The sequence below is a fragment of the Aeromonas sp. FDAARGOS 1405 genome (assembly GCF_019048265.1).
GTDB classification, from domain to species: domain Bacteria; phylum Pseudomonadota; class Gammaproteobacteria; order Enterobacterales; family Aeromonadaceae; genus Aeromonas; species Aeromonas veronii_A.
Window position 1 is genome coordinate 2,454,731 of the sequence record NZ_CP077311.1, and the last position, 13,347, is coordinate 2,468,077.

The 13,347-nt window shown below is 61.1% G+C and carries 9 protein-coding genes; 6 read left to right on the top strand and 3 right to left on the bottom strand.

What is annotated here, in order from left to right; genetic code table 11:
* Position 1 precedes the first annotated feature (1 nt).
* The gene (locus I6L35_RS11645) at positions 2-1,030 is read right to left on the bottom strand and encodes an MBL fold metallo-hydrolase (protein WP_216978226.1); all 1,029 of its coding nucleotides are present in this window, start codon (positions 1,028-1,030) and stop codon (positions 2-4) included.
* A 155-nt stretch (positions 1,031-1,185) separates the two neighbouring features.
* Here I6L35_RS11645 and I6L35_RS11650 point away from each other — a divergent pair, with 155 nt between their 5' ends.
* The 6 genes from I6L35_RS11650 (at position 1,186) to pdxY (ending at position 10,652) form a co-directional block, all read left to right on the top strand.
* Positions 1,186-2,085: a LysR family transcriptional regulator gene (locus I6L35_RS11650; RefSeq protein ID WP_216978227.1), complete on the top strand. Its 900-nt coding sequence runs from the start codon at positions 1,186-1,188 to the stop codon at positions 2,083-2,085.
* A 101-nt stretch (positions 2,086-2,186) separates the two neighbouring features.
* Entirely contained in the window at positions 2,187-3,467 is a 1,281-nt protein-coding gene (gene yjeH / locus I6L35_RS11655) for an L-methionine/branched-chain amino acid transporter (RefSeq protein ID WP_216978228.1), read from the top strand.
* Positions 3,468-3,855: 388 nt separating this feature from the next.
* Entirely contained in the window at positions 3,856-5,409 is a 1,554-nt protein-coding gene (gene cadC / locus I6L35_RS11660; RefSeq protein ID WP_216978229.1) for a lysine decarboxylation/transport transcriptional activator CadC, read from the top strand.
* Between the two features lie 741 nt (positions 5,410-6,150).
* Positions 6,151-7,485, top strand: a complete 1,335-nt coding sequence (gene cadB, locus I6L35_RS11665; RefSeq protein ID WP_005347861.1) for a cadaverine/lysine antiporter — start codon at positions 6,151-6,153, stop codon at positions 7,483-7,485.
* Positions 7,486-7,562: 77 nt separating this feature from the next.
* Entirely contained in the window at positions 7,563-9,695 is a 2,133-nt protein-coding gene (locus I6L35_RS11670) for a lysine decarboxylase CadA (protein WP_216978230.1), read from the top strand.
* A gap of 93 nt (positions 9,696-9,788) precedes the next feature.
* On the top strand, positions 9,789-10,652 hold the full coding sequence (gene pdxY / locus I6L35_RS11675) for a pyridoxal kinase PdxY (protein WP_216978231.1): 864 nt from the start codon (positions 9,789-9,791) through the stop codon (positions 10,650-10,652).
* 81 nt (positions 10,653-10,733) lie between these two features.
* Here the strand turns inward: pdxY and I6L35_RS11680 are convergent, their stop codons facing one another.
* Together I6L35_RS11680 and I6L35_RS11685 are read right to left on the bottom strand one after the other, a co-directional pair.
* A complete protein-coding gene (locus I6L35_RS11680; protein WP_005347855.1) occupies positions 10,734-11,171 on the bottom strand; it encodes a PliI family lysozyme inhibitor of I-type lysozyme in 438 nt (145 codons plus the stop codon).
* 120 nt (positions 11,172-11,291) lie between these two features.
* Positions 11,292-13,325: a M13 family metallopeptidase gene (locus I6L35_RS11685; protein ID WP_216978232.1), complete on the bottom strand. Its 2,034-nt coding sequence runs from the start codon at positions 13,323-13,325 to the stop codon at positions 11,292-11,294.
* Between the last annotated feature and the right edge of the window lie 22 nt (positions 13,326-13,347).

The window sequence follows — 13,347 nt, forward strand, 5'->3', positions numbered from 1 at the left end:
TTCAGGATTGGGCATTGTCGATATTCTCCGCCTGCCAGAGGGCATAGCCCTTGCCGGACGGCGTGGTGGGCAGGTCAATCTGCATCAGGTCATTGCCGATGACGAAGGGGCCTGTGTAGCGGGCGCGCAGATCCTGCGCCAGATCTTTCACCGTGATCTTGCCGTTGAGCCCGATGTGGCTGAATACGGTCAGCGCCGGTTTGGCCTCATTCAGAACGCGGGCGGCCTGCTCGGGGGAGGCGAGGTGACCGGCTATCGCCTTGTAGCCCGGGTTGGCCTTCATCTGCTCGGCAGAGGTCATGGAGACGCAGTGCACCAGCAGATCGGCTCCCTTGGCCTCTTTCACCACCTGCGGGCTGTAGCGGGTATCGCCGGAGAGCACCACGCTGTGGCCGTGGTAGTCGATGCGATAGCCAAACGAAGGCTTGATGTTGACCCCGTGGTCGTTGTCAAAGGCGGTCACCTTGACCCCATCCCGGTCATAGACCACCCCTGCTGTTACCTCGTGGCTGTTGATCTTCACCCCGTCCAGCGGCGTCCCCTCATCCTTGACCCGGGTAGCGATATCGGTGGCGTAGGCCTGCTGCAGGCCGTGAGCCAGGGCATCGGTGCCCTTGGGGCCGTAAAGCTCCATCGGCGCGTGGCGCTGGCCATAGGCCGGTTGCAGCCAGCCGGTCAGCCAGAGATCCGCCAGCCCGTTGGTGTGGTCGGAGTGAAAGTGGGTGAGGAAGAAGGCGTTGACCCGGCCGATGGGGATGTGCAGCTGCCACAGGCGAGTGGCGGAGTTGCGGCCAAAATCGAACACCAGCTTCTGGTTGCCCGCCTCGATGAGGGTGCTGTAACCGCCCCGGCTGATCCGGGGTACCGGAGTGCCGGTGCCGAGCAGGCTGACCCGAAAGATATCGGGCCGGGCTTGAGTTGCTGAGGCAGGTGCATGGTCGTGGTTGCTGATAAAGCTGCTCTCGGCGGCCTGACTGGCGCCGCTGGCCAGCAGACCGACCAGTAATGCGGCCAGATAGGTGCTTTTCATGGGAATTTATCCTGTGGGGAAGGGACGGCATCACTGTATTGGTAACTAAAGGTTGAATAAATTGGCTAAAATCCATTTCTTACTAAACTTATGGTTGTGAATCAGGGCCCTGGTCGCGGGCCAAACGGCCTTGAAACGGGCAAAAAGGAGGGGTTGTGGACCGATTGACCAGCATGCGTATCTTCACCCGGGTGGTGGATCTCGGCTCCTACAGCGCGGTGGCGAGCGAAGAGGGGATCAGCGCCCAGATGGTGGGTAAGCATGTGTTGGGGCTGGAGCAGTGGCTGGGGGGCAAGCTGTTTCACAAGACCACCCGCCAGCAGACCCTGACCGAGCTGGGCCAGCTCTTTCTCGCTCGCTGCCAGCGGGTGCTGGAGGAGCTGGCACTGACCGAGTCGCTCACCCAGAACCTGCTGGCCGAGCCGGCCGGACGGCTGCGCATCGCCGCTCCCCTCAGCTTTGGCCACCACCGGCTGGTGCCGCTGCTGCCCGCTTTTCTCGACCGCTACCCCAAGCTGGATCTGGATCTGCAGCTCACCCCCCGCTGGGTCGATCTGGTGGAGGAGGGGTTCGATGCCGCCATCCGTACCCTGCGCCCGCAGGATGAGGCGCTGATTGCCCGTCCGCTGCTGACCCAGCACTACCGCCTCTGCGCGGCCCCCGACTACCTCAATCACCACGGCGTGCCCCGTCATCCGGCCGATCTCGCTCACCACCAGTGCCTGCACGGCAACTGGGGCGAGCACGAGCGTTGGCAGTTTGTCGGGGAGGATGGCCAGAGCGAGGAGGTGCGGGTCGCCTCGCGCCTGCGCATCAATCACTGGCCAGCCTTGTTGACGGCTGCGCTCTCGGGGGCTGGCATCACCTTGCAGCCAGCCGAACAGGTGCGTGAGCATATCGCTGCGGGGCGTTTGCTGCCGCTGCTTGGTCGCTATCAGAGCCCGGCCAAGAACCTCTACTTCATCTATCCGGCGGCGCGGCGGCAGGTGCTCAAAATCACCCTGCTGGGGGATTTTCTGGCCGAATCCCTGCAAGCTGAGTCCGAGCCTGAATAAAAGGCTGCATATTCTCGCCACAGTGCTTAACCATCGTACTTAACAAAAGGGCGGGGCAGGCCTAACATGGCGGGATGTTTTTTTAGTCAGGACAAAAGGATATGTCTGGGTTGAAAAAGGATCTCGGGCTCTGGCAGGGGATGGGGCTGCTCGCCACCTCGCTGCTTGGCACCGGGATCTTCGTGGTACCGGCGACCGCCGCCTCGCTGGCGGGCGGGGCCTCGCTCTGGGCCTGGTTGCTGCTGATTGCGCTGGTGCTGCCCATCGCCTTTACCTTCGCTCGCCTCGGCCGTCGCTATCCCCATGCGGGCGGCGCGCCGCACCTGATTGGCCTAGCCTTTGGCAACGGCGCCGAGCGCTTCTCCGCCTTCCTCTTTCTGGCGGTGCTGCCGGTGGGGCTGCCTGCCGCCCTGATGATTGCCGCCGGCTTCTGGCACGCCCTGTTCGAGATGGGGGAGTGGACCCTCTGGGCCATCCAGCTGCTGACCCTGCTCGGGGTCTTTCTGCTGGGGCTGCGTGGGGCGCGATCTTCCGGCAACCTGCAACTGCTGATTGCGCTCGCCATTTTGGGGCTGACCCTGCTTATCTGGTTCAAGGGGGAGGTGAGCTGGCGCGATGCAGCCCGGCCATTGCCTAGCGCGGACGAGTGGCCCCCTATGGCCACCGCGCTGGCGGTGATGTTCTGGTGTTTTGTCGGGCTGGAAGCCTTCGCCCATATGGGGGAGGAGTTCAAGCGGCCGGAGCGGGACTACCCCATCGCTCTGCTCGGCGGGGTGCTGCTGGCGGGGCTTATCTACTGGATCCACTCGCTGGTGGTGCTCAAATATGGCCTCTACGGCGATGAGGCGAAAAACGCCACCGCCATCCCCTCCCTGCTGGCGCTGCTGTTTGGCCCCACCGCCAAGTGGCTGGTGGCGGTGCTCGGTTATCTCTCCTGCTTTGCCAGCATCAATATCTACATTCAGGGCTTTGCCCGGCTGATCTGGAGCATGGCGCGGGAAGGCAAGCTGCCCCCCTCGCTGGCCGTACTCACCGCGCGCGGCGCGCCGCTGCGGGCACTCGGTCTGGTGCTCGCTATCTGTCTGCTCTGCATCACCCTGATCATCTGGCTGCGACTGCCGCTCGATGAGCTGATCCGCTACGCCAACGGCAACTTCGTGCTGGTCTACCTGCTCTGCATGGCGGCGGGCTGGCGTCTGCTTGGCGGTGTGGGCAAGGGGCTGGCGGGGGTGAGCGTGCTGCTCTGTGCTCTGGTGCTGGTGGCGCTCGCCACTCAGGTGCTCTATGCGGTGGCGCTGAGTCTTGGCTACGGCGGCTTCTCGTTGTGGCGGCGTCATCTGCGCCGCAGTCGTCAGCAGGATGCGCTCCCGGTAGCGAAGTAACGTCTCCCCGATGGTCGAAGAAATGAGAAAGCCCTGATGTTCAGGGCTTTTTGATTCCGGCATATGGGATGTTCATATGAATACTGGTTGGCACGCTATTTGCCGAAAAGTGCGGTGTCGGATCAACTCAACGGCGATTTATAGCCAAAAAAAGTGGGATCCAGCTCCCGTTTTGCTTAAAGTGCTTTTTCCGATCCCGTTAGTCGGAATGCCCGCAAGGATGCCCTTCAGACGCTAGCAGGATGGCCTGGCCAGACTGGCTCACAGAGATTTTATTGCTTCGGTTCTCTTTCATCTGTCACCTCGTGACAGCATCCTGTTCCGTTCAGTCAGTCCGGGTTTTGCGTCTCTCTCATCGTGCATTGTCTCCATCTGCAGCGAGTGAATCATGAGCGAATCGGTTTTTGAGATCCACGACTGGACCCTGAGCGTTGACGACAACATGTTGTGTCGCCCCGACCGCGAGGTCTACCTCGAACCCAGACTGGTCAATCTGTTGCGGTTTCTGGCCCACAATGCCGGCACCGTGTTTGGCCGCGATGCCCTGATCAACGAGGTGTGGGATGGCGCCGAGGTGACCGATCAGGTAGTGACCCAGTCCATCTTCGAACTGCGCAAGATCCTCAAAGATGGTCGCACCGATGCGACCGACTATATCGTCACCGTACCCAAGCGCGGCTACAAGCTGGTGGCACCGGTGCGGCCGCTGCAGGTGGTTTCCGTGGTGATGGCGGACGAGCAACCCGTGCCCGCAGTCAATACCGCTCTCTCCGACAACTCGACGCTCTCCGATCTGAGCCCACCCGCGGCTGAGCAGGATGATGATGCACAGCCCAATGTCGCCCCTTTTCCCGCCGGGCCCCTGACCCGCGCCATCTCCACCCATGCCAAGGATGCCCGCAGCCGCTGGAAGATGGTGAGTTTCGATATCTTCGTTGCCATCGTGCTGATCGCCATTGTCAGCATGCTCAGCTACCAGCACACCAGCCCCCAGGTACACGCCATGCTGGATCCCAACCTGCTGGTGTTCCGCTTTCACTCCGGCATGGATGACAACAACGAGAACGTGCGCCTCGCCGATGGCATTACCCGCGCCCTGATGGGGGAAGTGGCCGTGGCTGCGCCGCTGCGGGTGCAGTACGGCGCCACCACTCTGATGGGGGGCATCATGCCCGGCAAGGAGCTGAGTGTGCGGGTCACCCGCCAGCCCCGTGGCACCTATCTCGATCTGGAGTATCGCAATATCAATACCAACCGGGTGCTGTTCAGCCATCAGTACCAGCTCAGTCGCCACAGTGTGCACGGCGTGTTGCAGGCCAGCAGCCAGGATCTGCTGCGTGCCCTCGACCAGCCCGATGCCGAGCCGGGGATGGGCTGGCCGACCGATGATGCCTCCCTGATGGCGATGATGGAGGCGCAGTACTACATCAACAGCCGGGATCCGGTCGCCCTCAAGCGCGGCATCGATCTGCTGGAGCAGGCGCTGATTGCCCATCCGGATCAGCCGCTGCTGCTGGCGGAGCGCTATCTGGCGGGCGAGGCGCTGGCCACCCTGGCGGGCAAATCCGAGAGCGAGCGGCTGCAGGGGATTGGCACTCATCTCGCCAGCGTGGTGCAAAACAGCGGCGCCCTGCCAGCCCGGGTGTGGGAGGCGTTGACCCTGCAGGCGATCCTCAATGGCCAGCAACAGCAGGCCAACTATCTGCTGGAGAAGGCGGCGAGTCGCGGCCGCTCGGTGCTCTATTACATACTGCAGGGCAAGCTGGCGGAGCTGGACGGTCGCCCCGAGGCGGCGGGTGATGCCTACAGTCAGGCCTTCCTGATGGAGGCGACCGAGCAGACCTATCTGCTCTGCCAGCAGCTCGGTTTCTACAGCAATATGGAGAGCCTCACCCCGGCTCTGTTCAATGCGCTGGGCCAGAGCAAGGTGAAGCTCTTCTAACTCCGCAGTGTTGGTTTTCCCCCGGTCGGCGCGGTTGCCGACACCATCCACAGGCTGCCTTCGGGCGGCCTGTGCGGTTTCTGCTTGTTTCAATCCTGCTTGTTTGCCACCGGGGATAGTCGCTATGGTGCGGCCCGATTTATCCCCCCGCAGCTCCCCACTATCCCCATTTGCCTTTGTCTTGCACGCGGCATTCTGCCCGGCTTTGCGCCGCGCGCAGCTTGTGACATCTGCTCATTGTCGGTTGCGGGATAAGCTGTCTGTCTCGACCCATTTCTCATTGCTGACCGGTTATCGCCGTTGCGCTTTACCTCTGAGTTTGGATTGTGATGAGCCGAGCGGAGGGTCAAGCAGGAGGTGAGCGGCCACTCAGGGTAACACTCCAAAGGGCTGCTAGATGGTTACAAGGGGAGTGGGCGCAATGGGAGCTGCTTTATCTCGGGTTTATCTGGCCAAAAATATCAAGACGGCGAGATAAGGGGGTTATCAAGGGGCAAAAATGGGGCGGAAGGATATCAAGGTTTTATCAAGGCGGCGGTGTGGGTTGATGTCAACTGACTGTTTTTAAATGGTTTTTATCAAAAATAATGAGACAGCGAAAAAAGTTGGCTCATATTTTTATCCGTTAGCTGGTCTTTATGTTTTCCGGGGATGAGAGGCCTAGTCTGTGCCCATTCTTTGGCGGGGCGTTCCGCCAAATGTGTATGTGACGACCCGACCTTTTATAGAACCGGAGATCTTATGTCCCTAGATACGAGCAAGAAGATTGGCCTTATCGCCTGTACAGGTGTGGTGGCCGGCAACATGATGGGGAGTGGCATCGCGCTGCTGCCTTCGGCACTGGCCACCATCGGATCCATCTCTGTCTTTAGCTGGGCAATCTGTCTGGTAGGCGCCATGGGCCTCGCCTTCGTCTTCGCCCGCCTTGCTACCAAGAACCCGCAAGAGGGTGGCCCCATTGCTTACGCTGGCGAGATCTCTCCGGTGTTCGGTTTCCAGACCGGTGTGCTTTATTACCACGCCAACTGGATCGGTAACCTGGCCATCGCCATTACCGGCGTCTCCTACCTCTCGGTCTTCTTCCCCATTCTCAACAGCCCAATTCCGGCCGCCGCAGCCACTATCGCTGCCGTCTGGATCTTCACCTTCGTCAACCTGCTTGGCGGTAGCTGGGTGAGCCGACTCTGTACCCTGGGTCTGGTGCTGATCCTGCTGCCGGTTGTCGGTACTGCGGTGATGGGCTGGGGTCATTTTGATGCCACCGTCTACAGCCAGAACTGGAATACTACCAGCGGCAGCGACCTGCATGCGGTCATCAGCGCCGTGCTGATCTGCCTCTGGTCCTTCGTCGGTGTTGAATCTGCCGCCGTCTCTTCCGGCATGGTGAAGAACCCCAAGCGCACCGTACCGCTCGCTACCATGCTGGGTACCGGTATCGCCGGTGTTATCTACATCCTCTCTACCCAGGTGATCAGCGGCATGTTCCCGGCCGGTGAAGTGGCTGCCTCCGGCGCCCCGTTTGCCATGGCCTCTTCCGCCATCTTCGGTAGCTGGTCTGCGCCGTTTGTTTCTGCCTTCACCGCTTTGGCCTGCTTCACCTCGCTCGGTTCCTGGATGATGCTGGTAGGCGAGGCGGGCAAGCGTGCCGCCAACGACGGCAACTTCCCGAAAATCTATGGCGAAGTGGACAAGAACGGCGTAGCCAAGAAGGGTCTGATCCTGGGCTCCCTCAAGATGACTGCCCTGATGGTTGGCCTGACCGCCTTCACATCCCAATCCGCTCACGCTGCCGATCTCTTCAACGTGCTGACCACAGATGCGGTGCTGCTGACCATGCTGCCCTACTTCTACTCCAGCATTAACCTGATCCGCTTCGAGGGCATGACCTCCCGCAGCATCGGCGCGATGATCTTCTCCGGTGTGGCCTGCGTCTTCTGTCTGGTAGCCCTGATGGGTGCCAAGGGTTCCAACCTCACCGCTACCTTCGTGGTGTCGCTCATCATCCTGATGTTCTACGCCAAAAAACAGGGTCTGCGTCAGCACGACGCCCTGCTGAACGAACAACCCAGCAACTGATTCCCCCTTTTATCTTCCGAGCGCTCTTCACTCACCATCCCTGATGGAGAGCGCCCCATTACGTGTGGAGCATTACGATGAATATCATTGCCATCCTCAACCACCTGGGCGTTTTCTTTAAAGAAGAACCCATTCGCCAGCTACAAGCCTCCCTCGAGCGCAAGGGTTTCGAGGTTGTTTATCCGGTCGACGTCGCCGACCTGCTGAAACTGATTGAGAAGAACCCCCGCGTTTGCGGCGCCATCTTCGACTGGGACAAATACTCTCTGGGTCTGTGCAAGGAGATCCACGATCGCAACGAGAAGCTGCCGATTTTCGCCTTTGCCAACGACCAGTCCACCCTGGACATTCACCTGACCGACCTGCGTCTGAACGTCCACTTCTTCGAGTACCGTCTCGGCATGGCTGACGACATCGCCCTCAAGATGGGTCAGGCCACTCAGGAGTATCAGGACGCCATCCTGCCGCCGTTCACCAAGGCGCTGTTCAAGTACGTGGAAGAGGGTAAATACACCTTCTGTACTCCGGGTCACATGGGCGGTACCGCCTTCCAGATGAGCCCGGCCGGCAGCATCTTCTATGACTTCTACGGCCCGAACGCGTTCAAGGCTGACGTCTCCATCTCCATGCCGGAGCTGGGCTCCCTGCTGGATCACTCAGGTCCGCACAAGGAAGCCGAAGAGTACATCGCCCGTACCTTCAACGCCGATCGCTCCTACATCGTTACCAACGGCACCTCCACTGCCAACAAGATCGTCGGCATGTACTCAGCGCCGGCCGGCAGCACAGTGCTGGTTGACCGCAACTGCCACAAGTCGCTCACTCACCTGATGATGATGAACGACGTGACGCCGATCTACTTCCGTCCGACCCGCAACGCCTACGGCATTCTGGGTGGTATCCCGCAGAGCGAATTCAGCCGCGAGACCATCGCTGCCAAGGTTGCCGCGACACCGGGTGCCCTGGCTCCCCGTTACGCCGTCGTCACCAACTCCACCTATGATGGCCTGCTCTACAACACCGGCTTCATCAAGGAGAGTCTGGATACCCCTTACATCCACTTCGACAGTGCCTGGGTGCCTTACACCAACTTCAGCCCGATCTATGAAGGCAAGTGCGGCATGAGCGGCGAAGCGATGCCGGGCAAGGTGTTCTACGAAACCCAGTCCACCCACAAGCTGCTGGCAGCCTTCTCCCAGGCCTCGATGATCCACATCAAGGGTGACGTGGAGGAAGAGACCTTCAACGAAGCCTTCATGATGCACACCTCCACCTCGCCGCAGTACGGCATAGTGGCATCGACCGAGATCTCTGCTGCCATGATGCGTGGCAACACCGGCAAGCGTCTGATCAAGGACTCCATCGATCGCGCCATCTCCTTCCGCAAAGAGATCAAGCGTCTGCGTGATCAGAGTGAAGGCTGGTTCTTCGACGTATGGCAGCCGGACAACATCGACACCGTCGAGTGCTGGAAGCTGGATCCGAAAGATGACTGGCACGGCTTCAAGGACATCGATGACAACCACATGTACCTGGATCCCATCAAGGTCACTCTGCTGACTCCGGGTATGGGTCGTGACGGCCAGCTGCTGGAGAAGGGCATCCCTGCCTCTCTGGTCTCCAAGTTCCTGGACGAGCGCGGCATCGTGGTCGAGAAGACCGGCCCCTACAACATGCTGTTCCTCTTCTCCATCGGTATCGATCAGTCCAAGGCGATGCAGCTGCTGCGTGCCCTGACCGAGTTCAAGCGTGGTTACGATCTGAACCTGACCATCAAGAGCATCCTGCCGAGCCTCTATCGTGAAGACCCGAGCTTCTACGAAGGGATGCGCATTCAGGAGCTGGCGCAGCGCATTCACGAGCTGACCAGCAAGTACCGTCTGCCGGAGCTGATGTTCAAGGCGTTCGACGTACTGCCGGAGATGAAGATGACTCCGCACGCCGCATGGCAGCAAGAGCTGGCCGGCAACGTGGTGGAAGTGCCGCTGCGTGACATGGTTGACCGCATCAGCGCCAACATGATCCTGCCGTACCCGCCGGGAGTACCGCTGGTTCTGCCGGGCGAGATGGTGACCAAGGATTCTCTGCCGGTGCTCGAGTTCCTCGAGATGCTGTGCGAGATCGGCGCCCACTACCCGGGCTTCGAGACCGACATCCACGGCCTCTATCGTCAGGCCGATGGCAGCTACACCGTCAAGGTGCTGCGTTAATCGACAGTGACAACAGTCGAAAGTGACAACAACGGGCCGCAAGGCCCGTTTTTCCCTCCGGAATTCCTGTTCTTATTGCGTGAGTCGCCAACCATGAAGCGAGTGCTCTCCATTCAATCCCACGTAGTCTTTGGCTGTGCCGGCAACAGCGCCGCCGTTTTTCCCATGCGTCGCCTCGGGATCGAGGTGTGGCCGATGAACACGGTGCAGTTCTCCAACCACACCCAGTACAGTGAGGGGTGGCAGGGGATGGTGATGCCGGCGGGCCATATCGCCCAGCTGGTGGATGGGCTGGCGGAGATTGGCGTGCTGGCCCGGTGCGATGCGCTGCTCAGCGGCTATCTCGGCTCGGCCGAGCAGGGGGAGGAAATCCTGGCGGCGGTGGCCCGGCTCAAGGCATGCAATCCCGGCGCCCTCTACTTCTGCGATCCCGTAATGGGTCACCCGGACAAGGGGTGCATAGTGGCGCCCGGCGTCACCGACTTTTTCCGGGAGCGGGCCTTGCCCCGTGCCGATCTGCTGGCCCCCAACCTGCTGGAGCTGGAACAGCTGACCGATCGCGACATCGGCAATGTCTCGCAGGCGCTGGCGGCGTGCCAGCAGCTGCGCGCGCAGGGAGTCAAGATGGTGCTGGTGAAACATCTGGGCAAGGCCGGCTTTGCTATGGACCGCTTCGAGATGCTGCTGGTGTGCGAGGAGGGGGCGTTTCACCTCTCGCGTCCGCTCTACCCCTTTGCCCGCCACCCCATCGGGGTCGGGGATCTGCTGAGTGCCACCATGCTGGCCAATCTGCTGGCCGGTTTCACTCCGGTGGTGGCGTTCGAGCGCACCAACGCCAGTGTCGATGCGGTATTGGCTCGGACCTGGCTGACGGGGGCCTACGAGCTGCAACTGGTGGAGGCCCAGCACGAAATGGCGTTGCCGCTGGTGCGTACCCGGGCCACTCGCCTTGAGTAGCAGCGTCGCCGATTCTGGATACAAAAAAGCCCTGCTGGTCAGGGCTTTTTCTATTTCTGAAGGATGTGGGGCTGTCGCGCCTTAATCCTTGGGATCCTTGAGCGCCTCGATCACATCCTCCTTGGGCCCGAGTCCCTCGACATGGTTGAAGGTGTCGAGTCCCTCCTGCGCACTGATGGTAAAAGCGTCGGCGCTCAGGTAGCTGCCGCTGCCGGCGCTCTCCATGATGACCACCAGCTCGGGCTGCTTGTCACCGTTGAGATCCAGCAATTTCAGCTCCTTGATGGAGCCATCGCGCGGCAGCACCTTGCCATCGATGAACTGATCCAGCGGGAACTGGGGATTGGCGCCGGAGTAGAGGCGCACATCGTAGCTGCCGATGGAAGCGGGTTCACCGCGTCCTTCGGCCACCGTGATCACCTGACCGGAGGGGAGTGTCAGCTGTTTGAAGAAGCTCTCCGCTGCCTGGCCGGTCAAGGGCAGAGTGAGCAGACCGAGTGTCATCAGCAAGGTTTTCATAGGCGTTACTCTTGTTACTGCGGTGAGCGGCATGGCCGTTCACTGACGTCAACGTATGGAGATGGGGCGGTGCCGACACATGGCATCTGCCCCTCTGTTATGCCTCACAAGAGGCGTGCATTACCAGATCTTCACCCGTTTTTGGGGTGGCAGATAGAGCTTGTCCCCCGGCTGGATGTTGAATGCCTCGTAGAAGGCGGGAATGTTCGGCACTACGCCGTTGACCCGGTACTCGGGAGGCGAGTGGGGGTCGGAGCGCAGCAGCATCTGCATCAGCTCGGGGCGATACATCCCCTTCCACACCTGCGCCCAGCCGAGGAAGAAGCGCTGTTCGCCGGTGAAGCCGTCCAGCACCGGCGCCTCCTTGCCATCCAGTGACAGCTCGTAGGCCTTGTGGGCGATGGTGAGACCGCCGAGATCACCGATGTTCTCCCCCAGGGTAAACTGACCATTGACGAACTGGCCGTTGATGGGCTCGAAGCGGTTGTACTGGGCCACCAGACGGCTGGTGCGGAAGCGGAACTCCTTGAGATCTTGCGGTGTCCACCAGTCGCGCATCATGCCGTCACCGTCGGATTTGGCCCCCTGATCATCAAAACCGTGGCCCATCTCGTGGCCAATGACCCCGCCGATGGCGCCGTAGTTGACCGCATCATCCGCCGTCATGTCGAAGAAGGGGGGCTGCAAGATGGCCGCCGGGAAGACGATCTCGTTGTTGCTCGGGTTGTAGTAGGCGTTCACCGTCTGGGGCGACATGTGCCACTCGTCCCGGTCGACCGGTTTGCCGAGGCGCGCCAGACTGTCTGCGTATTCAAAGGCTTGCGAGCGTTGCAGGTTGCCCACCAGATCATCCGGTTTGATGGTGATGGCGCTGTAATCCTTCCACTTGTCGGGGTAGCCGATCTTGGGGCGGAACTTGGCCAGCTTCTCGAGTGCCTGCGCCTTGGTCTCGGGCGACATCCAGTCGAGCTCCTTGATGCTCTGGCCGTAGGCGGTGCGCAGGTTCTCCACCAGCAGCTCCATCCGCTCCTTGGCCGCTGGCGGGAAGTAGCGGGCCACATAGAGCTGGCCGACCGCTTCACCCAGATGATCGTTCAGCACCCCGAGCGCCCGCTCCCAGCTGGCCCGCTGCTTGGGCGTGCCGCTCAATGTGGTGCCGTAGAAGGCGAAGTTGGCGCGGTCGGTCTCGCTGTCGAGATAGGGGGCGTAATCGGTCAGCAGTTGCCACTTGAGGTAGGCCTGCCAGTCGGCGATGGGAGTCTGGGCCATCACCTGATCCAGCGCGCTCAGATAGGTCGGCTGACCGATAATGAGCTCCGGCTGGCCAGCAATGCCTGCGGCATTGAGATAAGCCTGCCAGTCGAGATGGGGGGCGAGGCGTGCCAGTTCGCTGGCGGGGCGCTTGTTGTAGTTCTTCTCCCGATCCCGCAGGGCCACGTTGTCCCACTGGATGGTGGCGAGCCGGGTTTCGAGGGCCAGAATCCGCTTGGCCTTGCCGCTCGGGTCAGATTCCCCGAGGCGGCTCAGCATGGCGGCGATATGCTGCTGGTACTTCTGGCGCAGGGCCTGACTCTCGGGATCCTGCTTGAGGTAGTAGTCCCGATCCGGCAGTCCCAGTCCACCTTGATAGAGGTAGACAGCATAGCGGTCGGGGGACTTGGCATCGGCGTCGATCCAGATGCCAAACGGCGCGCCGCCGCCCATGCGGCCACTTTGGGCAAAGGCGCGGGCCAGCGCGGCCTGATCACCGATCCGGTCGATATCGGCCAGCGCCGGTGCCAGCGGGGTGAGCCCCTTGGCATCGCGGCCTGCCTGATCCAGATAGCTGGCGTAGAGATCGCGGATCTGCTGGGTCGGCGTGCCGGTGGCGGCCTCCTGCTTGGCCAGCCCCTCGACCAGCACCCGCACATCGGCGAGGGATTTGTCCCGCAGCATGTAGAAAGCGCCATCGGCGGGGCGATCGTCGGGGATCTTGGCGGTGGCGAGCCACTTGCCATTGACGTAACGGAAGAAGTCATCGCCGGGTTTGACCTGGGTGTCCATATTGGCCAGCGCCAGCCCGGAGTGTTTGGGGGAGTCTTGCGGTACCTGACTGCAGCCAGCCAGCAGGGCCAGTCCAATCAGGCCGGCCAGTAAGCTTTTCTTATTGTTCATCTTGTTTGATTCCAATTCCGAT

What these genes read in the sequence shown, in the direction of transcription:
- I6L35_RS11685 (WP_216978232.1), bottom strand. Translation starts at nt 13,325, where the DNA reads ATGAACAATAAGAAAAGCTTACTGGCCGGCCTGATTGGACTGGCCCTG.
- I6L35_RS11670 (WP_216978230.1), top strand. Translation starts at nt 7,563, where the DNA reads ATGAATATCATTGCCATCCTCAACCACCTGGGCGTTTTCTTTAAAGAA.
- cadB (WP_005347861.1), top strand. Translation starts at nt 6,151, where the DNA reads ATGTCCCTAGATACGAGCAAGAAGATTGGCCTTATCGCCTGTACAGGT.
- I6L35_RS11680 (WP_005347855.1), bottom strand. Translation starts at nt 11,171, where the DNA reads ATGAAAACCTTGCTGATGACACTCGGTCTGCTCACTCTGCCCTTGACC.
- I6L35_RS11645 (WP_216978226.1), bottom strand. Translation starts at nt 1,030, where the DNA reads ATGAAAAGCACCTATCTGGCCGCATTACTGGTCGGTCTGCTGGCCAGC.
- cadC (WP_216978229.1), top strand. Translation starts at nt 3,856, where the DNA reads ATGAGCGAATCGGTTTTTGAGATCCACGACTGGACCCTGAGCGTTGAC.
- pdxY (WP_216978231.1), top strand. Translation starts at nt 9,789, where the DNA reads ATGAAGCGAGTGCTCTCCATTCAATCCCACGTAGTCTTTGGCTGTGCC.
- yjeH (WP_216978228.1), top strand. Translation starts at nt 2,187, where the DNA reads ATGTCTGGGTTGAAAAAGGATCTCGGGCTCTGGCAGGGGATGGGGCTG.